Source organism: Mesobacillus selenatarsenatis SF-1 (genome assembly GCF_000813125.1).
In the GTDB taxonomy this organism is placed as follows: Bacteria; Bacillota; Bacilli; order Bacillales; family Cytobacillaceae; genus Mesobacillus; species Mesobacillus selenatarsenatis.
This window is the reverse complement of sequence record NZ_BASE01000076.1, coordinates 17,899-40,421: the sequence shown is the minus strand read 5'-3', so window position 1 is coordinate 40,421 and position 22,523 is coordinate 17,899. Positions and strand designations below refer to the sequence as shown.

Sequence of the window (22,523 nt, the reverse complement as noted above, 5' to 3'; positions counted from 1 at the left end):
GTCATACTTGGCTTTGGCTTTTTGTTTGTATGAGCGGTAATGAAAACGTTCGTTAGAGAAACAAAATAACGCATATCCAGATATTTTAAATATTGCGTATGAATGTACGGGAATGTTAGAATTATCTTTATGTGAAAAGATTCGGGAGTGGTAATCATGAGTAAACGGGATTACTATGAAGTCCTCGGAGTCAGTAATTCGGCTACGAAGGATGAATTAAAGAAGGCTTACCGCAAGCTTTCTAAACAATTCCATCCGGACATCAATAAAGATCCGGGAGCAGATGAAAAGTTCAAAGAAGTAAAAGAAGCGTATGAGGTATTGAGTGACGATCAAAAGCGCTCTCATTACGACCAGTTCGGCCATGTCGACCCTAATCAGGGATTTGGCGGCGGAGGCGATTTCGGCGGCGGTTTTGGCGGTTTTGAAGATATTTTCAATTCCTTCTTTGGCGGCGGGGGCGGCAGACGACGTGATCCAAACGCACCAAGACAGGGTGCCGACCTTCAGTACACAATGACATTGAAGTTTGAGGAAGCTGTGTTCGGCAAGGAAACAGATATCGAGATTCCTCGAGAAGAAGAATGCGACACTTGTGACGGAACTGGTGCAAAACCAGGTACTAAAGTCGATACATGTAAACATTGTCATGGCAGCGGCCAGATAAGTGTAGAACAAAATACGCCTTTTGGACGTATTGTGAACCGCCGTGTGTGTCATTACTGTAATGGAACTGGTAAAGAAATCAAAGAAAGATGTACAACATGCTCAGGTACTGGGAAGGTTACCAGAAGGAACAAGATTCATGTTAAAATCCCGGCTGGTGTCGATGATGGCCAGCAGCTGAGAGTAGCAGGAAAAGGAGAAGCCGGTATCAATGGCGGACCTGCAGGTGACCTTTATATTGTCTTCCATATAAGGTCGCATGAATTCTTTGAGCGTGACGGCGATGATATCTATTGTGAAATGCCAATCACATTTGTTCAGGCAGCGATTGGTGATGAAGTTGAAGTCCCTACACTGCATGGCAAAGTAAAATTAAAAGTTCCTGCGGGGACACAGACAGGTACAAAATTCCGCCTGAAGGGCAAAGGTGTTCCGAATGTCCGGGGATATGGTACTGGAGACCAGCATGTTCTGGTTCGAATCGTTACTCCGACAAAGCTGTCTGAAAAGCAAAAGCAGCTATTGCGCGAGTTTGCCGAAGTAAGCGGACAGTCTCCTATTGGAGAACAGGAGGAAAGCTTTTTTTCAAAAGTAAAACGTGCCTTTAAAGGTGATTAATCGAATGGAGTTGGTATAAATGAAATGGTCTGAAATCAGCATTTTAACTACAAATGAAGCGGTTGAGCCGATTTCCAATATCCTGCACGAAGCAGGCGCGAGCGGAGTTGTTATCGAAGATCCGCTAGAGCTTGAAAAGGAGAGAGAGGACCAGTTCGGAGAAATATACCAGCTTAATCCAGACGATTATCCGGAAGAAGGAGTCATTGTAAAAGCTTATCTATCGGTAAATAGTTTCCTTGGTGAGACAGTAGATGAAATAAAAGAAGCGATCAATAACCTGATTATCTATAATATTGATATCGGGTTGAATAAAGTATCAATCAGTGAAGTGAATGAAGAAGAGTGGGCAACTGCCTGGAAGAAATACTATAATCCTGTTAAAATTTCCAAGAAATTCACGATCGTGCCAACTTGGGAGGATTACACTCCAGTCAACACGGATGAATTGATCATTGAGCTTGACCCTGGTATGGCATTCGGTACAGGAACTCACCCAACAACGGTAATGTGTATCCAGGCGCTGGAAAGAAAAGTCCAGCCTGGCGATCGCGTCGTGGATGTTGGAACAGGTTCAGGTGTACTCAGTATTGCAGCGGCTAAGCTGGGTGCGGGAAAAGTGGAAGCGATGGACCTGGATGATGTAGCAGTGCAGGTTGCAAAACTCAACCTCAAACTGAACAAAGTCCACGATGTTGCAACCATTTCACAAAACAACCTTCTGGATGGTGTTGCAGAAGGAGCGGATATTGTGGTTGCGAATATCCTGGCGGAAGTTATCTTGCGTTTTGCTGACGATGCAGGCAAGGTCGTGAAAAATGGCGGGTATTTCATTACATCTGGAATCATTCAGCAGAAGAAAGAAGTCGTCAAAGATGCAATGATCAATGCAGGTTTTGAAATAGAAGAGATTATTTCTATGGAAGACTGGGTTGCAATCATCAGTAAAAAGAAATAATGTGGAAAAAAGGGGAAGAGCATAACCCCTTTTTTCTGTCTTTTTTTAAAAAAACAGCTTTATTCGAAAGCAGGTGCTGTGGTGCAGCGTTATTTTATTGATGAACATGGAAATATGGAACAATTCAATATTAGCGGCGACGATTACCATCACATTGTTCGTGTTATGAGGATGAAGGCTGGGGACGAAATCATCTGTGTCACGCCCAAGGGCAAAAGTGCTGTTTGCCAGATTGAAGAAATTACCGATGAAACCGTTGTGGCAAACGTTGTAAAATGGGAGGAAGGGACTACGGAGCTTCCGGTCCATGTCGTGATAGCAAGCGGTCTGCCCAAAGGGGATAAGCTCGAATTGATTATTCAGAAGGGTACCGAACTCGGTGCCTATGAATTTGTCCCTTTTACCGCATCCCGCTCAATCGTTAAATGGGACGGGAAAAAAGCTGCCAAAAAGGTTGAACGCTGGCAGAAGATTGCGAAGGAAGCTGCTGAGCAGTCCCATCGGAGCTATGTTCCAGAAGTGAAAGAACCGGTCGGTCTCAAAGAACTGATCCAAGCAAGCGATGATTATACTTACAAGCTGGTTGCTTATGAGGAAGAAGCGAGGGAAGGCGAAGCTTCGGTCCTTTCTTCTACTCTCGCGAAATTGGGGAAAGGCGACAGCCTCCTGATTGTATTTGGTCCCGAGGGAGGACTTACCTCGGAGGAAGTTGACCTTTTATATAAGAATGGATTTTTAGCTTGTGGTCTCGGGCCGCGCATCTTGCGTACAGAAACAGCACCGCTATATGCCTTGTCTGCTGTTTCCTATCATTTTGAATTATTGGGGTGAAGATAATGCCTACAGTTGCTTTTCATACATTAGGTTGCAAGGTTAACCATTACGAAACAGAAGCCATTTGGCAGTTATTTAAGGAACAAGGATACGAAAGAGTAGAGTTCGAATCTACTTCAGATGTATACGTCATTAACACATGTACGGTAACGAATACAGGGGACAAAAAAAGCCGTCAGGTCATCCGCCGGGCTGTCCGTAAGAATCCGGACGCTGTTATTTGTGTTACCGGCTGCTACGCGCAAACGTCGCCAGCAGAAATCATGGCGATTCCTGGAGTTGATATTGTTGTCGGGACACAGGATCGCGTAAAAATGCTACAGTATATCGAACAGTACAAGCAAGAGCGCCAGCCAATTAATGCTGTTGGCAACATCATGAAGAACCGTGTATATGAAGAGCTAGATGTACCTGCATTTACAGACCGTACAAGGGCTTCATTGAAAATACAGGAAGGCTGCAATAACTTTTGTACTTTCTGCATCATACCTTGGGCACGCGGTTTGATGAGATCCCGTGACCCACAGGAAGTAATTCGCCAGGCTCAGCAGCTTGTTGATGCGGGTTATAAGGAAATCGTTCTTACAGGCATCCATACAGGTGGCTACGGTGAAGATATGAAAGACTACAACCTTGCTTCACTGCTTAGGGATCTAGAGGCACAAGTTAAAGGCATTAAGCGTCTGCGCATTTCTTCTATCGAAGCCAGCCAGATTACGGACGAAGTAATCGAGGTAATTGATCAATCCAATATTATCGTCCGCCACTTGCACATCCCGCTTCAATCTGGTTCTGACACAGTGTTGAAGCGTATGCGCCGCAAATACACGATGGAGTTTTTCGGTGAGCGTCTTGATCGGCTTAAGGAAGTATTGCCAGGTCTCGCGGTTACTTCTGATATTATCGTTGGTTTCCCGGGTGAAACGGAAGATGAGTTCATAGAAACTTATAATTTCATCAAGAAGCACCAATTCTCAGAGCTGCATGTCTTCCCATATTCAAAACGGACAGGCACTCCTGCTGCAAGAATGGAGGACCAGGTGGACGAAGACGTGAAGAACGAACGCGTTCACAGATTGATTGAGCTCTCCAACCAGCTTGCAAAGGAATATGCTTCCCAGTTTGAAAATGAAGTGCTTGAAGTGATTCCTGAAGAAGTCTACAAGGAAGAGCCAGATAGCGGACTTTATGTAGGTTATACAGACAACTATTTGAAAGTTGTTTTCCCTGCTACTGAAGAAATGATCGGTAAAATTGTGAAGGTCAAGATTACTAAAGCAGGCTATCCGTACAACAAAGGGCAATTTGTCCGAGTACTTGAGGATGAAATTGTTGCTGAACAAGCTGTTATGTAGTTAAATGTGAAAGAGCTGGCAAAATGCCAGCTCTTTTTTTAAATCTAAGGGTCGATTTAGTTAGATATCGACCATGTTTTAGAGTATATCATCGGAAAATAAAATATATCGACCCAGGGTTTACAATATATCGACCACACTTTAAGATATATCGACCACATCTCAAGATAATTCGACCGCATTTCAAATTATTTCAACCACATTTCCGCTTTTCGACCACTAACTATGTTCTTCCTTCCCATGAATGAATTCAATCATCCTGCCGAATTTCTCGGACATAGGAAGTACCAGCAACGAAGCGATGATGTTGTATACGACACTGACATGCGCCAGCTGGACTTCTGGTCTTGCGGCTGTCATCGGAGCGAGTGCAGCTATGTGCTCGATGAAAGGGTAGAAGACTGCCGCGCCTGCGATATTCAGCCATACGTGAGCAAACGCTGTGAGCCTGGCTCCTTTGCCTGCACCAATGGATGCTAGCATGGCGGTAATGCAAGTTCCTATATTGGCACCAAGCATCGCAGCAATTGCTGAATCCATGCTTAATGTTCCTTCAGATAGAAAGCCCATGATGATTCCAGTCATCGCTGTACTGGATTGGATCATAGCGGTCACAACTGTGCCTGTAAAAATGCTGATTAAATGGCTGTTGTTCAGGTTGGTAAGTGCTAGTTCCACAATTGGCAGGCTGGTCACAGGGTCAGCGAGGAAGGTGAAGCCGCGCATTGCAGCAAAAACAGCAGCCATCCCAAAAGAAATTGCACCGATGTTTTGCCATGTTCTGTTTCTTGATACCATTAAAATTGCACCAATAATAGCAAACGGCACGATAAAAGCGTCGATGTTGAAAGTGATGATCTCAAGAGTGAAGGTTGTCCCTATATTTGATCCAAGAATGATTCCGATTGATTGCGAGAATTTCAGCAGGCCGGCAGAAATCAATCCGATCGTGATGACCATGACAGCTGAACTGCTGTGCAATAGTGCGGTCACCACCGCTCCGGCAATCAACCCTTTTAGTGGTGTATCTGTCATGACGGCCAACCAGTTCTTCATTCTGCTGGCGGAAAGCTCGAACAAGCCTTTTCGAAGCAATGTCATGCCGCCGATGAAAACAGCGAGAAATAATAGGAAAAATAATAGATAGACCATTGGACTCCCCCTCCCATTTAAATGTATGAAAAGGTGGGCAGGACATGCTAACAAAATTTGTTGCCTGTATGTTATCCTGCAAAAGTACATAATGTAAAAATAAGGGCTAATTACAGTTGACCTCATGCCAGTGTTATATTATAATTGCAAGGTACATGGTTTCCATGTGTTTTGGTGTTAGTGTGTTGTGCTCGGAGGGAGGGAAAGAGAATGTCTAAAACTGTCGTTCGTAAAAACGAATCGCTTGAAGATGCTCTTCGACGCTTCAAACGTACTGTATCTAAATCAGGTACTATCCAAGAAGCTAGAAAGCGCGAATTCTACGAAAAACCTAGTGTGAAGCGTAAGAAAAAGTCTGAAGCTGCTAGAAAACGCAAGTTCTAAGAGAGGGTGGAATCTACTTGAGCCTACTCGAGCGTTTAAATACTGATATGAAACAAGCGATGAAGAACAAAGAAAAGGACAGACTCACGACGATTCGGATGGTCAAAGCATCCCTGCAGAACGAAGCAATCAAGTTCGGCAAGCAGGAATTATCCGAAGAAGAAGAGTTAACTGTACTTTCTCGTGAAGTGAAGCAACGCAAAGATTCCCTCCAGGAATTTGAAAAAGCAGGTCGACAAGACCTCGTTGAAAAGATACAAACAGAATTAAAGCATGTCGAAGTTTACATGCCCCAGCAGCTTAGCGAAGAAGAAGTGACGGCAATTGTCAAAGAAGCTATCGCGGAGACCGGTGCGGCATCGAAAGCCGATATGGGTAGAGTAATGGCTGTCCTTATGCCTAAAGTAAAAGGTAAAGCAGACGGATCTCTCGTTAATAAACTTGTACAACAACACCTTTCATAAAAAGCTCGAAGGCCGCGGGATATTCTTGCGGCCTTTTTAGCGTATAATAAAAGTATCTTCACATAGTACTTTGTGTTTCATTGAAATTAAATACATAATTTTTTACACTTTCAGAAGGATTCTTTTTGAAATCTGTAAAAAATCAATGAAACCTTTTGGTGTACAAATGCGTATTACCATTATGGCCTTATTTTATAGAATGGAGGTGCCGAATTGAAAATCAAATCAGTGATTGCGAGCATCATCATCCTCTTGTCACTGGCCAGTCTGATCAATCCGTTCACTGCAGATGCGGATGAAAAAGTTGTCTACGTGGTACCGATTGCAGAAACAGTCGAAAAGGGCTTGCTTGCCTTCCTGGGAAGAGCGGTGGAGGAGGCGGAAGAGGCTGGTGCGGAAGCAATCATTTTTGATGTGCATACACCCGGTGGAGTCGTTGATGCCGCTGACGGGATTGGAAAACTTTTGACAGGCACTGATTTAAAAACAGTTGCCTTTGTCAATAAAAAAGCGTTATCCGCGGGTGCATATATTTCCCTGAATACAGATGAGATTTATATGGTTCCCGGAGCTACCATGGGGTCGGCTGCGATCATAGACCAGCAGGGCAATACCGCTGGTAAAAAAGCGGAATCTTATTGGTTTGCCGCCATGAAAGCAGCAGCCGTTGAAAGTGGAAGGGATCCGATATATGCCCAGGCAATGGCCGATGAAAGCATCGATCTTCCAGAGCTGGATGCAGGCAAGGGAAAACTTCTTACACTGACGGCTGAGCAGGCTCTTGAAGTTGGTTATTCAGAGGGAACTGTTAAAAATCTCGATGAGTTGCTGCAAAAACTGGGCTATGAGAATGCCGAAATCAGGAATGTGAATGAAACTTTCGCTGAAAAGCTAGCGAGATTCATAACGCATCCAGTCGTTATCCCGATTTTAATGACGATTGGAAGTTTAGGGTTGGTGCTTGAGTTGTACTCTCCAGGATTTGGTCTACCAGGAATTGCAGGCTTGTCAGCTTTGCTCCTATTCTTCTACGGACATATGGTTGCTGGTCTTGCTGGGTTTGAAACGCTGATTTTGTTCGCGCTTGGCGTTGGGCTTATATTGCTGGAGTTATTCATCCCAGGAGGAATAGCTGGAAGTATTGGTTTATTAGCTATCTTTGCAAGCTTTTTTATGGCATCTGATAATGTGGTGCATATGGGGATTTCGTTACTGATCGCCTTGACTGCGTCGATCGTATTATCTATTTTAATGATAAGGGTGTTTGGAAAAAAGATGAAATTTTTCAGAAGAATCATACTGACAGATTCAACAAGCACTGAAAAGGGTTATGTATCCAATAAAAACCGCCTTGAACTGATTGGCGTAGAAGGTATCACATTGACTCCCCTCAGACCTTCAGGAACCATCGTTGTCGAGGACGAACGCATTGATGCAGTCAGTGAAGGTGGATTTATTGCAAAAGACAAGAAAGTTAGAATTGTAAAAACGGAAGGCTCGAGAATTGTGGTTAGAGAGATTACAGAGATCTAATTTGTTCTTTCATTGTATTGTTCATTGAGGTATTCTTGCCAAGACGAATCGATGAAGCAACAAGTAGAGATAAATACCAATGGTCTTTGAGTTTATTTGGTAAAATAAAGATGATTCAAAGAACATGGAATAATATTTTTTAGGAGGCAGTTCATATGGATGCAAGTACAGCATTTGTTTTAGTAGCAATCGCACTTGGAATCATTTTCCTTGGTGTTTTGCTGACATTCGTACCGGTAATGCTATGGATTTCAGCATTAGCGGCAGGTGTCAGGGTCAGTATTTTCACGCTGATTGGTATGAGGTTAAGAAGGGTTATCCCAAGCAGGGTCATCAATCCGATGATCAAGGCGCACAAAGCGGGGTTGAATGTTACAACGAACCAGCTTGAAAGCCACTATCTTGCTGGAGGTAACGTAGACAGGGTGGTAAATGCCCTTATTGCTGCACACCGTGCGAATATTGAGCTTTCATTCGAAAGAGCGGCAGCAATTGACCTAGCCGGCCGTGATGTATTGGAAGCGGTACAAATGAGTGTAAATCCAAAGGTAATTGAAACACCATTCATCGCAGGTGTTGCTATGGATGGAATCGAAGTAAAAGCTAAAGCAAGAATTACCGTAAGAGCAAACATCGACAGACTTGTCGGGGGTGCTGGTGAAGAAACGATCGTTGCCCGTGTAGGTGAGGGGATTGTATCAACAATCGGTTCTTCTGGCAACCATAAAAAAGTGTTGGAAAACCCGGATATGATTTCACAAACGGTTCTTTCTAAAGGACTGGATGCAGGTACAGCTTTTGAAATTCTGTCGATTGATATTGCGGACGTTGATATCGGTAAAAATATCGGTGCCGAGCTTCAGACAGAGCAGGCGGAAGCGGACAAGAAAATTGCCCAGGCAAAAGCCGAAGAGCGTCGTGCTATGGCCGTAGCTCAAGAACAGGAAATGAAGGCCCGCGTCGAGGAAATGAGAGCGAAGGTCGTCGAGGCCGAAGCAACTGTACCATTGGCAATGGCGGAAGCGCTGCGTGAAGGAAATATTGGTGTGATGGATTATATGAATATCCAGAATATCGAAGCGGACACAGATATGAGAGGATCCATTGGCAACCTTTCAAACAATAAAAAAGATGACAAAAATAATAACTGATGCGAGAACCCGTTAAAAGAAAGGGGGGCTCCTCATGGAAATTTTATTTGAATTGTTCAGTAATCCTATAGCCCTGTTTATTCTAATCGGGGTTATCTCCAGTCTATTTAATAAAAAGAAGTCGGACGGCCAGCCGCCGCAGCGCCGTCCGGTAAGACCGCCCGGACCGATGCAACAGCAACAGCCTGGACCAGCAAGGCAACCTCGTCCTGCTCCTGCCAGTAGGCAGCCAGCAGAGGCCAGGGTTGAGCCTTGGCAGGAAATCGAAGTAAATCCCATACCTCGTTATGATACTGGCAGGGACACACAACGAAGCCGGGGTTCAGCGAAGCACGACCCAGGTGAAACCGGAGTTGAAATCATTAATGATCTTCAGAAGGTTTATCTGGAAAGAAAGCTTCAGTCTGAGGAGCAGATGAACAAACAGAGCTCAAGTAAAGGGCGCATGTCTGCTGGTGAATCATCAGGACGATTAAAGCAAAAAAGGGAACACAAAGAACCAGAAGTCGTCTTCCAGCCAGACAGGGACACCCTAATAGAGGGTTTGATTTGGGCTGAAGTCCTTGGTAAACCGAGGGCCAAAAGACCATACAACCCGCTCAGAAGATATTAGGCATAGTAATTGGCTATCGTTTTGGAAGAATGCGTATCCATAAAGTTAAAAATGGTGCTAGAACCTCCTTTTTTCTCATACATATGAGATGAAAGGGGGTTCTTTTTTTTATGGCAAAAAAATGGGGCCAGTATGTACGCAAATGGATGACGCAAAAAATGGATCTTCCTCAAGATGTCATGATGGATCTCCCTAGAATCACGATGATTGGGCATGTCCATATTTATATAGAGAATCACAGAGGTCTGCTTGCTTTTTCAGATGGAGAAGTGCGATTGATGATTAAAGGGGGCCAGCTTCTCGTCAAGGGAAAAGCATTTGTGATCAAGACGATATTGCCTGAAGAAATCTTACTCGAAGGAAAAATAGATCAGGTTATTTATATAAATGAGTGATTGAGGGGGAGACGAATGAAAAACCAATGGATTCACACCTTTTCTGGCACAGTCAAAGTGAAATTGACTGGAAAGGGTATTGAAAGATTTTTAAATCAGTTGACGCGTAGTGGTGTTTCGATATGGAACGTGAAAAAACATGGATCCGAGGCCGTCACCTTTTATGTTAATCTTCAGGATGTAAAAAAGCTGAGAATTCCAGCAAGGGACAGCAATTGCAAAATCAGGTTTTTAGAGAGGGCAGGTGGCCCTTTCTTTTTAAGGAAATTATGGACAAACAGTGGTTTTTTGGCGGGTGCATTTTTATTTTTTGCTTTAATGATGCTTCTTTCAAACATGGTTTGGGGTATAGAAATAAAAGGGGCGAGCCCGGCGACCGAACACCAGATTCGCAAGGAATTGGACAGGATGGGGATTGGCGTCGGGAAATTGCAATTTTCTATAGATAGTGTGGAGAGTATCCAAAAGGAACTGACAGATAAAGTAGGAGCCCTGACCTGGATAGGTGTGGAGCTGAAAGGGACGACCTATCATTTTCAGGCAGTTGAAAAGAGTGAACCGGAAAAAGCAGAAGTAATTGGGCCGAGGAACCTGGTAGCAAAAAGGAAAGCAGCCATCGTCAAAATCTTTGTGGAAAAAGGGGAACCGGTTGTTGAGGTGAATGATTATGTTATGCCAGGCCAGCTTCTTGTTTCCGGTCTGTATGGAAAAGAAGATGATCTGAAAGTTGTGGCGGCTGAAGGTGAAATCCTTGGAGAGACTTGGTATTCAACAAAGGTGGAGTTGCCTTTGAAGAGTACCTTCCAGGTCTACAATGGCAATGAAAAAAAGAAATATTCCCTCATGATCGCCGGTAAAGCCTTACCTGTCTGGGGATTCGGAAAACCTGATTTCAGTGAATATGAACTCGAAGTGACTGAACAGCCTGTAAGATTTTTCAATTGGGAACTTCCTGTAAAGGTTGAAAAAAAGACCATCAGGGAGAGGGAACAGGTAACACGCATCTATTCGAGGAAAGAAGCAATAGAAAGTGCAAAAGAATTAGCGAGAAAGGATATAAAAAACTACCTTCCTGAAAATGCTATAATTAAAGGGGAAAAAATTTTACATCAGTCAATTGAGAATGATAAAGTAAAGCTAACCACACATTTTACAATCATTGAAGATATAGCAGAAGGACAACCAATTATCAAGGAGACTGAGAATGACAGAAGACTTAAAAACGATGGAAATACAACTAGCGAACCCAACTGAAGCCATTTCATTATTCGGCAATGCAGATATGAACCTTAAGCTGATTGAACAGGAGCTGGGTGTCTCGATCGTGACCCGGGGAGAGGCAGTAGGAATCTCAGGACCTGAGGACAAGGTTGAGTTAGCCCAGGCTGTTTTGGACAATCTGCTTGCTGTTATCCGGAAAGGAATCAGCGTCAGCCAGAGAGAAGCTGTTTACGCGATACAAATGGCCGAAAAGGGTACCTTGGAATATTTCAAGGATTTATATGATGAAGAAATCAGTAAAAACGTTAAGGGTAAATCGATCAGGGTCAAGACTCTTGGCCAAAGGCACTATGTTAATGCCATTAAAAGCCGAGATCTTGTTTTTGGCATTGGGCCTGCTGGTACTGGTAAAACGTATCTTGCGGTCGTTATGGCAGTCACGGCACTTAAAAGTGGTACAGTGTCCAAAATTATCTTAACCAGACCAGCAGTAGAGGCAGGAGAAAGCCTTGGCTTCCTTCCAGGGGACTTGAAGGAGAAGGTAGACCCTTATCTCCGCCCATTATATGATGCCCTGCACGATATCCTTGGTACTGAACATACATTGCGCCTGATTGAGAGAGGGACAATTGAAATTGCACCTCTTGCCTATATGAGGGGAAGGACACTCGATGATGCATTTGTGATCCTGGACGAGGCGCAGAATACGACTCAGGCCCAGATGAAGATGTTCCTGACTCGCCTGGGATTTGGATCAAAAATGATCATTACTGGAGACACTTCCCAGATTGATTTGCCAAAAGGTGCAAAATCTGGATTGGTTGAGGCTGAAAAAATACTGAAGGATGTCTCTGGAATCTCCATGGTGCACCTCGAACAAGCTGATGTTGTGCGGCATCCGCTTGTCGGCCGGATTATTGAAGCATATGGTAAAAATGAATAAACATCTTAGTCCGCTCTTGGTAAACGAGAGCGGACTTTTGCTTCCGAAGGTGTATGAAAGCAATAAAAGGAATCTAAGACTCTTGGATTCCTATCTTGGCTTTTCCAGCAGGTGGGACTAATTTTAAATAGAGGTGAAAGTTTAGAGAAAAACTGATATGATGGTACATAAAGTTAGGTGTATTTCCCAGTTATTCTCAAACTGGCTCGATTTGTTTAATAAATATTTATGTCAAGGCGCTTGCGCTTTTCACTTTATAAAAGTGTGTTTTTTTGAAATTAGATTAATGTCTAGCTCCAGCGCCTAGCCAGTTTTCATCCCCGAGAATGCTTCCTCGAATATCTTGCGATAAGCGTCAGCTTTTAGCAGCTCGAGATGCTTCGGTCCTGCCAATGAAGTCAAAGGAACGACTTCACTGTCAGGCCCTCTGAGGAACACGACGTGCCAACCCGCCAGCCACACGATGTGGCGTTATAGGCGGGCAGCGCTTGTCGGGGCTGAACGAGGCGCTTACGCTTTTCAAATAGGAGGGTTGTAAATGGATAAGCTGCAGGTCCAATTAACTGCCATTTTGAACTTGTTGAATATAAAAATCTTTCGGGTTTTATTATTTTTGCTGATTGGTGTCGTGATGTATTCTGCGATGTACAGTAATGTAAAGCCTGAAAAGCTTAATTTGGAGCTATTCTCTGTGGCAGAGCGAACCATCCGGTCGCCTATTACGATAGAGGATAAAGAAAGCACAGAAGCAAACCGCAGGAAAGCGGTCGAGCAAGTCAACGATGTATACAGAGTCAAGAGTGAATATGCACAGAACAGGGTTGATTTAGTCACTTCCATATTCGGTTCAGTTTCAGAAGTCAATGCGGAAGTGCAGGAAGAGATCGACCAAAAGAAAAAAACAGCAGAAGAGGCAGAAGTGGAAGATGCACCCGCCCCTGAAGAGCCCACAATTGAGGAAAAGCTGGCACAGTTAAAAACGAAATTGACTGAGAATGAAACGAAAAGTCTTTCTGACGAAGTATTCATTACTTTACTTCAAGCTCCGAAGGAAGAGCTGCTGGTTGCTAAAGACCTCACTGTTACAGCGATCAACAATACGATGAAACGAAGTGTTCCTGCAGATGAAGTAGAGAATGCAAAACTGAATGTAGAGGAGGAATTAAAGTATACAAGTTTAAGCAGCAGTTTAAAGAAAGCAGTCATTGATATCGGCCGATATGCAGTCGTCCAGAATGAATTTTATGATCCAGAAGCTACTGAAGACCTGCGGCAAAAGGCTATGGACAATGTTGAACCAGTAAGGATTCTCGAGGGACAAATTCTGGTGGATGAGGGTCAGTTGATCAGCAGGGACGTCTTTAAAAAACTCCAGCTGGTCGGACTGTTAGAAAGTGAAAATTCCTATAAACCTTTTATCGGGCTGGCTATGCTTGTGGCGTTAATACTATTTGCGCTGTTTGTTATATTCAATGAAATGGAAAACGCCGATAAAAAGCAGAAGAACCTTTTGATGTTCAGCATCATTTTTATTACCTCCATATTGTTGATGAAGATGGTCAGTCTTTTTGACGAATTCGAATACTCGGAAATCGGCTATATCTTCCCTGCAGCAATGGGAGCGATGTTGATCAAGATTTTAATAAATGAAAGACTGGCTTTGTTTCAGATGGCAATCCTTGCGGTCAGCGGGACGATCATCTTTAATGAAGGCATTACTGGAACCTTGAATGTCACCATAGGAGTTTATATTTTAATCAGTGGACTGGCGGCAATTTTATTTTTACAGAAACAGAGTAGACGCTCAAAGATCCTGCAGGCGGGTCTGAGTGTGTCGGTCGTAAATCTGATTGTTATCCTTTCGATTCTGTTTTTAAGGAACAGTCAATATTCCGGACTTGAATACGGTTTTTATTTTATCGCAGCGTTTGTGTCAGGGATCGTTTCAGCAGTCCTGACGATCGGTTTGCTGCCATTTTTTGAAGCAGGGTTTGGCATCCTTTCAACTTTAAGGTTAATCGAGCTATCCAACCCAAACCACCCGCTTTTAAGGAAGATACTTACGGAAGCTCCAGGAACTTACCATCATAGTGTCATGGTGGCTAATTTATCAGAAGCGGCATGTGAGGCGATCGGGGCTAACGGGCTTCTTGCCAGGGTTGGGTGCTATTACCATGACATCGGAAAAACAAAACGTCCGCAATTCTTTATTGAAAATCAGATTAACATGGATAATCCGCACGATAAATTGCCGGCGTTGACCAGCAAAAACATTATTATCGCCCATGCTACCGATGGCGCCGAAATGCTCCGTAAGCACCGGATGCCAAAAGAGATCATTGATATCGCAGAACAGCACCATGGCACAACGTTATTAAAATTCTTTTACCATAAGGCAAAGCAAAGCGGGCATGAGGTTAAAGAAGAGGATTTCCGTTATCCGGGGCCAAAGCCGCAAACAAAAGAGTCTGCTGTCATTGGGATTGCGGATAGTGTGGAAGCCGCTGTGAGATCAATGGCGCACCCAACACATGAGCAAATTGAAAATCTAGTACACAATATTATAGGGGACCGGCTGCAGGATGGGCAGCTGGGTGAGTGTGATATCACGTTGAAGGAGCTGGATACCGTCGCTGATACACTTTGTGAAACGCTAAAGGGAATATTCCACTCGAGAATTGAATATCCAGAAATGAATAAGCAGAAGGTGAAGCAGGCATGAGTATAGAGATCGATTTTTTGGATGAGATAAATGAACTAAAACAGGAAGAAATAAATGAAATAGAAAAACTGTTGAACTATACGGCAGAGAAAGAGAATGTCCAGGAGGGGAGCGAACTATCCGTTACCTTCGTGTCGAATGAAAGGATACAGGAGATAAACCGTGAATATCGTGACAAGGATCGCCCAACGGACGTCATTTCTTTCGCACTGGAGGAGATGGGCGAAGGGGAGCTTGAAATAGTCGGGGATGGTATACCGAGGATTCTTGGTGATATCATCATTTCCATTCCAAAAGCAAGGGAGCAGGCTGAAGAATATAACCATTCCTTCATGCGGGAACTTGGTTTCCTTGCTGTACACGGTCTCCTGCATTTATTAGGCTATGACCATATGAATGAGCAGGACGAAAAACAGATGTTTGACAGACAAAAAGAAATTCTGGATGGATATGGGCTTGGCCGCTGATAAACAGAGGAAGCATCCACTTGCTTCCTCATTCAAATTTGGTTTCGAGGGAATTGCGGCAGCGGCAGCAAAGGAACGAAATGTGCAAATCCATCTGGCTATCTCCGTTATCGTCATTTTATCAGGGTTTATTTTTTCGATTAATAAGTACGAATGGATTGCAATTATCCTATCCATTGGCGGAATGGTCTCAATGGAAATGATAAATACGGCAATTGAAAGAACGGTTGATATGTACACGAAAGAATACCACCCGCTTGCAAAACAGGCAAAAGATATCGCGGCCGGTGCCGTCCTGGTGTTTGCGATAGCCAGTGTCATGATAGGAATAATTATTTTTCTGCCAAGAATATTTGCGTGGTTTAGTTAGTTGTCCATACAGGGCAACTTTTTTTTGGAATGGACTTATTAAATTTGTTTGTTTTTTCATCCATGAGAAGCACGATTAGAGGCGAGCTATCAGCAAGAAGACAATACAAAATCGGCGCTTATGTTTGAACCAATTTGAAAACAGGGGAAAACTTAAGTAAAATATCATCACAGTGTATAAACAGTGCTTGTATGTTTTTAGAAAATTTAAAATTTTATATTTCATTTTTGCTACAAACGGTGAAATAACACTGAAAATAAGTTAAAATAAAGTGGAGAAGGGAAATACAGTATGAACATTAATAATCAAGGTAATAACAACGAATCTCACAAATCTGGCTTCATCTCAATCATTGGAAGGCCTAATGTAGGAAAGTCAACCTTTCTTAACAGGGTAATCGGGCAAAAGATTGCGATTATGAGCGATAAGCCGCAAACGACCCGGAATAAGGTTCAGGGTGTCCTAACACTTGATGATTCACAGCTAATTTTCATTGACACTCCAGGGATCCATAAACCAAAGCACCGTCTTGGCGATTTCATGATGAAGGTTGCACAGAATACTTTAAAAGAAGTCGATCTGGTCTTGTTTATGGTCAATGCTCAGGAAGGATATGGACGCGGGGAAGAATTTATCATTGAGAAACTTCAAAATGTAAAAACACCGGTTTTCCTTGTCATCAATAAAATCGACCTGATCCACCCAGATGAGTTGCTAAAACTAATTGAGTCCTACAATAGAAAGTTCAATTTCGCTGAAATTGTGCCGATATCTGCTCTTGAAGGAAACAATATCGAAAAGCTCCTGGAGCAAATCAAGGAGAAAATGCCGGAAGGGCCACAGTTTTATCCCGCTGACCAGGTAACGGACCATCCAGAACGTTTTATTGTTTCCGAACTGATCAGAGAAAAAGCGCTGCATCTGACGAGGGAAGAAATTCCACATTCACTTGCTGTTGTAATTGAAAAAATGGAACGCCAGCCTGAAAAAGAAATGGTGCATGTCATGGCTACAATCATTGTCGAGAGGGATTCGCAAAAGGGCATCATCATCGGCAAGCAGGGCGGTATGTTGAAGGAAATTGGCAAGAGGGCACGTCATGATATCGAGAATCTGCTCGGTACAAAAGTGTTTCTGGAATTATGGGTGAAGGTTCAGAAGGATTGGAGAAACAAAGCCACACAGCTTCGTGATTTTGGTTTCAGGGAAGATGAGTATTAAGCCTGTTTGGCAAATGCTCCCTCATTAACATATTAATGGGTTGCAAATATTATTCATTAAAAGGATTAACAATTTTTATATAACATGAAAATCTGATTGACAGGCTATGATATTCATAAGGATTTGGGATAAATAAATTGCTAGTGAAAAATTGAAAGGTGGGGTTTTCGATGTTGGATTTTACCTGGAAGGTGTTTTCTCAGACAGGTAACATTGACACATATCTTCTCTTTAAGGAATTAGAGAAAGACGATCAAGAAATACCCGGTTATCAGGAGGAAGAACTAGCAGGAATTGATTTTCCAATCTCATAGGTTTGTCTGTAGTAATGGATGGTGACAGAAGATGCTGCAGAAATGCGAAGGCATTGTCATTAGAACGACTAATTATGGCGAAAACAACAAAATTGTTACCTTATATACCAGGGAATTCGGAAAAGTTGGTGTGATGGCAAGAGGTGCTAAAAAGCCTAATAGCAGGCTTGCTGCTGTCACCCAGCTTTTTACTTATGGACAGTTCCTTTTCCAGTCAAGTTCTGGGCTCGGCGGTCTTCAGCAGGGGGATATGATTTCTTCGATGAGGTCGATTCGAGAGGATATCTTCCTTACAGCCCATGCCAGCTATGTTGTTGATTTGACTGATAAAGTGACAGAGGACAAGAAGTCCAACCCATTTTTGTTCGAATTGCTACTCCAGACGCTAAAACTTTTGAATGAAGGCTACGATATGGAGATTCTCACTTTTATTTATGAAATGAAAATGCTGAATGTCCAGGGGCTGTATCCAGTTTTGGACAAGTGTGCAAACTGTGGGAGTACAGAGGGTGATTTCAACTTCTCGATCAGAGAGGGCGGGCTGCTCTGCCATCGATGCTTCAGAATGGATCCGTACAGGATTAAAACCTCGCCAGGAACGGTCAGGCTGCTTCGATTATTTTATTTACTCGACCTAAGCCGTCTTGGCAATATTTCAGTGAAGCCAGAGACAAAGCTTGAGCTGAAAAAGGTGATTTCGGCTTATTATGATGAGTACTCAGGATTGTATTTAAAAACAAGAAAATTTCTTGATCAAATGGATTCATTCAGGGACCAACTGTAACTATTGACATTGCTACTTCTTTTCGCTATTATCAAAATCAAAAGCTTGTAGCTTTCAACCCATATGCGGAAAGCATTCGCATCGCTGAAAGGGTTGATGGAAATTACATATGTTGCGTTGAAGGAAAAGAGTACTTAAATCCCTCTGTATAAGCGAGTCCGGGAATGGTGTGAGCCGGATTGCAGAAATTAAGGAAGGCGTTCCGGAGCGACATCACTTTTAAAGAGGCTGCTATTTGCAGCAAATAGGGTGGAACCGCGGGTAAACTCTCGTCCCTATGCATGAAAAGATGCATAGGGGGCGGGAGTTTTTTGATTTTAAATTAGGATTTTTTGTTTGGTGATTTCGAAATGAATTTGCCAGTGCGCAAGAAAGCCAATACTTAATAAAAGAAGTAAGTAACAATCGATTTAAAATTTTCGGAGGTGTAAAGATGAATATCCAAAACATGATTTTAACTTTGCAAAAACACTGGTCTGAACAAGGATGCGTTCTCATGCAGGCTTATGACACCGAAAAAGGTGCAGGAACAATGAGTCCATATACGTTTTTACGGGCGATTGGCCCTGAACCGTGGAATGTCGCTTATGTTGAGCCATCACGCCGCCCAGCTGACGGTCGCTACGGAGAAAATCCAAACAGGCTTTATCAGCACCATCAATTCCAGGTAATCATGAAGCCTTCCCCTGACAATATTCAGGAACTCTATCTGGATTCTTTAAAAGCATTAGGAATTGACCCACTTGAGCACGACATTCGCTTCGTAGAGGACAACTGGGAGAATCCATCCCTTGGCTGCGCAGGACTAGGGTGGGAAGTATGGCTGGATGGCATGGAAATCACGCAATTCACCTATTTCCAACAGGTAGGCGGACTCGACTGCAAACCAGTTTCCGTTGAAATTACATACGGAATTGAAAGACTGGCGTCTTATATTCAGGATAAAGAAAATGTCTTTGATCTTGAATGGACAAACGGTTTTACCGTAAGGGACATTTTTGGGCAGCCAGAATATGAACATTCAAAGTATACTTTCGAAACGTCTGACAAAGACATGCTTTTCAACCTTTTCAATATTTATGAAAAAGAAGCAAATAGACAGATGGAAGAAGGGCTTGTCCACCCTGCATATGACTTTGTCCTGAAGTGTTCTCACACTTTTAACATTCTTGATGCACGAGGAGCCATTTCCGTAACCGAACGGACAGGATATATTGCCCGTATCCGTAATCTTGCCAAGAAAGTAGCGAAAACGTTTTACGGAGAAAGAGAAAAATTGGGCTTCCCAATCATTAAACGGAAGGAGCAGGTGGAAAATGACTAAACGGAATTTATTGCTTGAAATCGGTTTGGAAGAAATGCCTGCAAGATTTATTACTGATTCCATTAACCAGCTGGCTTCCAAGGTGGAGAATTGGCTAAAAACGAATAATATTGGTTTCGAAGATATCAAGCTTTATTCCACGCCGCGCAGGCTTGCGTTGCTAGTCCTGAATGTTGATGAGCGTCAGGAAGACAGCGAGGAAGAAGCGAAAGGTCCTGCCAAAAAAATCGCTCTTGCTGAGGACGGAGAATGGTCCAAAGCAGCGATCGGCTTTACACGCGGCCAGGGGCTGACGGTGGAGGATATTTATTTTAAAGAAATCAACGGTGTTGAATATGCTCACGTAAAGAAATTCTTCAAAGGCAAGGAAACCTTTGAGCTGCTCGTTGAATTGAAAGCAATCCTTTCTGGGTTGACATTCCCGAAAAACATGCGCTGGGCGGACCTTGATCTTCGCTATGTCCGGCCAATCAAATGGCTTGTTGCGATGTTCGGAAATGATATCATTCCATTCGAGATTGCTGGTGTACAAACTGGCAATGTTACCAGAGGACATCGATTCCTTGGAGAAGGTGAAATACAATTATCTAATCCACAGGGATATGAAGAAGCATTGTTAGGGCAATATGTAGTGGCTGATGCGCAAAAGCGAAAGAACGCAATTACTTCTCAGCTTGAAAAAATCGAGGAAGAGAACGGCTGGGTAATTCCGGTGGATGAAGATTTGCTGGAAGAAGTCAATAACCTGGTTGAATATCCAACTGCGTTATATGGCCGTTTCGAAGAAGAGTTCCTGGAAATTCCCAGCGAAGTCCTGATTACTTCCATGAAGGAGCACCAAAGGTATTTTCCTGTAAAATCCAGAAGCGGAGCCTTGTTACCTCATTTCATCACAGTAAGGAACGGTGACCATCTCCATATTGAAAAGGTTGCCCGCGGAAACGAAAAAGTTTTAAGAGCGCGACTGGCGGATGCGGCATTTTTCTATAAGGAAGACCAGAGAATGCAGATAGATGCAGCATTGGAAAAATTGAAGAATGTTGTATACCACGAAGAGATCGGAACAATTGTTGAAAAATCAGAACGGGTGCGCAAGCTTGTGGGCTTGGTTGCTGAAAGATTGGAATTCGCGTCTGATGTTATAAAATTTGCAGATCGGGCGGCCCAAATCAGCAAATTCGATCTTGTTTCACAGATGGTATACGAGTTCCCGGAATTACAAGGAATAATGGGAGAAAAATACGCCTTGCAAAAAGGTGAAAGCCCAGAAGTGGCAGTGGCTATCAATGAGCATTATATGCCTCGTAATGCAGACGATTCAATCCCAGGATCACCAGCGGGTGCGTTGGTTGCAATTGGCGATAAACTCGATACAATTGTTGCGTTCTTCTCGCTCGGCATCATTCCTAGCGGTTCTCAGGATCCATATGCATTGAGAAGACAGGCGACTGGAATCGTGCAGACCCTGATTGAAAAGAAATGGAACATCTCACTTGAAAATCTAGTCGGCCTTTCACTTAACCTTATATCAGAAGCAGGAATTACAAAGCGCACTGACGAAGAAGTTTACCATGACCTTATCCAATTCTTTAAATTGAGAATCAAGCACTTGTTACAGGAACGTGGAATCCGTTACGATTTAATTGATGCCGTACTTGGAGGAGAGATCAGTGTTGTATCCGGACTGATTGAAAAAGCAGAAGCGCTCCAGGCTGCCAGTAGTGATGAGGGCTTTAAAGAAAGCATGGAAGCATTGAGCCGGGTTCTTAATATCGCTAGCAAGAAAGACGTGCAGGGCGATATCGATCCAGAACGATTCGAAAACGAGTATGAGCAAAGGTTGTATGAAAAGTATCTTGAACTCGGAAAGAAGGCCGAGGACGGCATGGATGCCGCTTCATATTATCAGCTTTTGGTTGACATTAAACCTGAAATCAATGATTATTTTGAGCATACAATGGTCATGTCTGATAAACAGGATGTCCGTGAAAACCGCCTAAATCAGATGGCTGCACTGGCAGCTTTGATCATGAAGCTTGCGAAAGTAAATGATATCGTCGTAAAGTAAGCACCAGTAGCATAGAATGTTTGATTTGAGTGCCTTCCTCCACAGGAAGGCACTTAAGCAAGTACTTTATGCATGGGCAAAACATACGCTCATAAATCTTCATGAAATGGTAATAAGTATAGAATATTTATTCCTTTTTATTACCTCGTGTAGTATATAATATTTTTATTAGGTTTTTTACATAGAGGCTGCTTACTGGATTAATGCTTCCATGGATCAGTACAACCATGAGCAACATGATCCAAATAGTGAAAGAGATAAATAGCTTCATACTTAATACCAATGCGAGAACAGTTTTTTTAAAAAATCTCCCGATGGGTGGTGAGGACAATCGAACTGAATAAACGCCAGGAGCATATTCTGCAAATCGTAAAAGATAACGGACCGATCACTGGAGAGCATATTGCTGAAAAATTAAATCTGACAAGGGCTACCCTCAGGCCTGACCTTGCCATCCTGACGATGTCGGGGTATTTGGATGCCAGACCTCGTGTGGGTTATTTCTACACAGGAAAATCTGGGAATCAGCTGCTTTCTGAGAATCTTAAAAAAATCCTCGTCAGGGATTATCAATCCATTCCTGTTGTTGTTCCTGAAAATGTATCTGTCTACGATGCAATCGTTACGATGTTCCTTGAAGATGTAGGCACTTTATTTGTAGTCGATAAAGCATCAAGGCTAGTAGGTGTCCTTTCTCGCAAAGATTTATTGAGAGCAAGCATTGGAAAGCAGGAGCTGACTACTTTGCCAGTTAATATCATCATGACAAGGATGCCAAATATAACCGTGTGCCGTCGGGATGACCTGCTCATTGATGCTGCCAAGGAATTAATTGAAAAGCAGATTGATGCCCTTCCAATCATCAAAGATGCAGATGATGGGTACGAGTTAGTAGGAAGATTGACCAAGACAAACATTACAAAGGCTTTTGTAGCCTTGGCAGAGGAATAAGAAGCAAATAGAGAA

23 protein-coding genes and 1 other annotated feature are annotated in these 22,523 nt (G+C 43.0%); of the genes, 21 read left to right on the top strand and 2 right to left on the bottom strand.

Annotated elements, in window-relative coordinates; genetic code table 11:
• Nucleotides 1-156 precede the first annotated feature (156 nt).
• The 4 genes from dnaJ (at nucleotide 157) to mtaB (ending at nucleotide 4,431) form a co-directional block, all read left to right on the top strand.
• Nucleotides 157-1,284 (top strand): molecular chaperone DnaJ, encoded by a 1,128-nt coding sequence (gene dnaJ, locus TY49_RS15965; protein ID WP_041966904.1) that lies wholly within the window; start codon nucleotides 157-159, stop codon nucleotides 1,282-1,284.
• Between the two features lie 19 nt (nucleotides 1,285-1,303).
• A complete protein-coding gene (prmA, locus tag TY49_RS15960; protein ID WP_041966903.1) occupies nucleotides 1,304-2,242 on the top strand; it encodes a 50S ribosomal protein L11 methyltransferase in 939 nt (312 codons plus the stop codon).
• A gap of 81 nt (nucleotides 2,243-2,323) precedes the next feature.
• The gene (locus tag TY49_RS15955) at nucleotides 2,324-3,073 is read left to right on the top strand and encodes a 16S rRNA (uracil(1498)-N(3))-methyltransferase (RefSeq protein ID WP_041966902.1); all 750 of its coding nucleotides are present in this window, start codon (nucleotides 2,324-2,326) and stop codon (nucleotides 3,071-3,073) included.
• 5 nt (nucleotides 3,074-3,078) lie between these two features.
• Nucleotides 3,079-4,431 carry a tRNA (N(6)-L-threonylcarbamoyladenosine(37)-C(2))-methylthiotransferase MtaB gene (mtaB, locus tag TY49_RS15950; protein ID WP_041966901.1) on the top strand — a complete coding sequence of 451 codons (1,353 nt, stop codon included), beginning with the start codon at nucleotides 3,079-3,081 and terminating at the stop codon, nucleotides 4,429-4,431.
• Nucleotides 4,432-4,650: 219 nt separating this feature from the next.
• On the opposite strand, the gene TY49_RS15945 is transcribed toward mtaB, so the two are convergent.
• Complete coding sequence (locus TY49_RS15945) at nucleotides 4,651-5,583, bottom strand: Na/Pi symporter (RefSeq protein ID WP_041966900.1); 933 nt, start codon at nucleotides 5,581-5,583, stop codon at nucleotides 4,651-4,653.
• Between the two features lie 210 nt (nucleotides 5,584-5,793).
• On the opposite strand from TY49_RS15945, the gene rpsU reads away from it, so the two are divergent.
• The 8 genes from rpsU to TY49_RS15905 all read left to right on the top strand — a co-directional run bounded on the left by rpsU (nucleotide 5,794) and on the right by TY49_RS15905 (nucleotide 12,287).
• On the top strand, nucleotides 5,794-5,967 hold the full coding sequence (rpsU, locus tag TY49_RS15940; protein ID WP_015595024.1) for a 30S ribosomal protein S21: 174 nt from the start codon (nucleotides 5,794-5,796) through the stop codon (nucleotides 5,965-5,967).
• Nucleotides 5,968-5,984: 17 nt separating this feature from the next.
• Nucleotides 5,985-6,431 (top strand): GatB/YqeY domain-containing protein, encoded by a 447-nt coding sequence (locus TY49_RS15935; protein ID WP_041966899.1) that lies wholly within the window; start codon nucleotides 5,985-5,987, stop codon nucleotides 6,429-6,431.
• Between the two features lie 213 nt (nucleotides 6,432-6,644).
• The gene (locus TY49_RS15930) at nucleotides 6,645-7,964 is read left to right on the top strand and encodes an NfeD family protein (RefSeq protein ID WP_439646177.1); all 1,320 of its coding nucleotides are present in this window, start codon (nucleotides 6,645-6,647) and stop codon (nucleotides 7,962-7,964) included.
• 155 nt (nucleotides 7,965-8,119) lie between these two features.
• Nucleotides 8,120-9,115 carry a flotillin-like protein FloA gene (gene floA, locus TY49_RS15925; RefSeq protein ID WP_041966898.1) on the top strand — a complete coding sequence of 332 codons (996 nt, stop codon included), beginning with the start codon at nucleotides 8,120-8,122 and terminating at the stop codon, nucleotides 9,113-9,115.
• A 34-nt stretch (nucleotides 9,116-9,149) separates the two neighbouring features.
• Nucleotides 9,150-9,728, top strand: a complete 579-nt coding sequence (locus tag TY49_RS15920) for a YqfB family membrane protein (RefSeq protein WP_041966897.1) — start codon at nucleotides 9,150-9,152, stop codon at nucleotides 9,726-9,728.
• Nucleotides 9,729-9,838: 110 nt separating this feature from the next.
• Complete coding sequence (yqfC, locus tag TY49_RS15915) at nucleotides 9,839-10,123, top strand: sporulation protein YqfC (protein WP_041966896.1); 285 nt, start codon at nucleotides 9,839-9,841, stop codon at nucleotides 10,121-10,123.
• Nucleotides 10,124-10,138: 15 nt separating this feature from the next.
• The gene (yqfD, locus tag TY49_RS15910) at nucleotides 10,139-11,377 is read left to right on the top strand and encodes a sporulation protein YqfD (protein WP_041966895.1); all 1,239 of its coding nucleotides are present in this window, start codon (nucleotides 10,139-10,141) and stop codon (nucleotides 11,375-11,377) included.
• Entirely contained in the window at nucleotides 11,328-12,287 is a 960-nt protein-coding gene (locus TY49_RS15905) for a PhoH family protein (protein ID WP_041966894.1), read from the top strand. The genes yqfD and TY49_RS15905 overlap by 50 nt, the downstream gene beginning before the upstream one ends.
• Nucleotides 12,288-12,590: 303 nt before the next feature.
• Here TY49_RS15905 and TY49_RS25435 read toward each other — a convergent pair whose 3' ends face one another.
• Entirely contained in the window at nucleotides 12,591-12,725 is a 135-nt protein-coding gene (locus TY49_RS25435; protein ID WP_269745754.1) for a hypothetical protein, read from the bottom strand.
• A 100-nt stretch (nucleotides 12,726-12,825) separates the two neighbouring features.
• Between TY49_RS25435 and TY49_RS15900 the strand changes: the two genes are divergently transcribed.
• From TY49_RS15900 to ccpN, 9 genes are all read left to right on the top strand, one after another.
• A complete protein-coding gene (locus TY49_RS15900) occupies nucleotides 12,826-15,009 on the top strand; it encodes an HD family phosphohydrolase (RefSeq protein ID WP_041966893.1) in 2,184 nt (727 codons plus the stop codon).
• Nucleotides 15,006-15,476, top strand: a complete 471-nt coding sequence (gene ybeY / locus TY49_RS15895) for an rRNA maturation RNase YbeY (RefSeq protein ID WP_041966892.1) — start codon at nucleotides 15,006-15,008, stop codon at nucleotides 15,474-15,476. The genes TY49_RS15900 and ybeY overlap by 4 nt, the downstream gene beginning before the upstream one ends.
• Nucleotides 15,460-15,846, top strand: a complete 387-nt coding sequence (locus TY49_RS15890) for a diacylglycerol kinase family protein (protein ID WP_232310466.1) — start codon at nucleotides 15,460-15,462, stop codon at nucleotides 15,844-15,846. Before ybeY ends, TY49_RS15890 begins: the two co-directional genes overlap by 17 nt.
• A gap of 291 nt (nucleotides 15,847-16,137) precedes the next feature.
• Nucleotides 16,138-17,067: a GTPase Era gene (era, locus tag TY49_RS15885; RefSeq protein ID WP_041966890.1), complete on the top strand. Its 930-nt coding sequence runs from the start codon at nucleotides 16,138-16,140 to the stop codon at nucleotides 17,065-17,067.
• Between the two features lie 170 nt (nucleotides 17,068-17,237).
• A complete protein-coding gene (locus TY49_RS24330) occupies nucleotides 17,238-17,381 on the top strand; it encodes a YqzL family protein (RefSeq protein ID WP_084135511.1) in 144 nt (47 codons plus the stop codon).
• Nucleotides 17,382-17,412: 31 nt separating this feature from the next.
• Entirely contained in the window at nucleotides 17,413-18,165 is a 753-nt protein-coding gene (gene recO / locus TY49_RS15880) for a DNA repair protein RecO (RefSeq protein ID WP_041966889.1), read from the top strand.
• Between the two features lie 108 nt (nucleotides 18,166-18,273).
• Nucleotides 18,274-18,445 (top strand) — a binding site (T-box leader).
• A 153-nt stretch (nucleotides 18,446-18,598) separates the two neighbouring features.
• Entirely contained in the window at nucleotides 18,599-19,489 is an 891-nt protein-coding gene (gene glyQ / locus TY49_RS15875) for a glycine--tRNA ligase subunit alpha (protein ID WP_041966888.1), read from the top strand.
• Nucleotides 19,482-21,557 carry a glycine--tRNA ligase subunit beta gene (gene glyS, locus TY49_RS15870; RefSeq protein ID WP_041966887.1) on the top strand — a complete coding sequence of 692 codons (2,076 nt, stop codon included), beginning with the start codon at nucleotides 19,482-19,484 and terminating at the stop codon, nucleotides 21,555-21,557. The genes glyQ and glyS overlap by 8 nt, the downstream gene beginning before the upstream one ends.
• A gap of 321 nt (nucleotides 21,558-21,878) precedes the next feature.
• Nucleotides 21,879-22,508: a transcriptional regulator CcpN gene (ccpN, locus tag TY49_RS15865; protein ID WP_102263626.1), complete on the top strand. Its 630-nt coding sequence runs from the start codon at nucleotides 21,879-21,881 to the stop codon at nucleotides 22,506-22,508.
• Nucleotides 22,509-22,523: the final 15 nt, after the last annotated feature.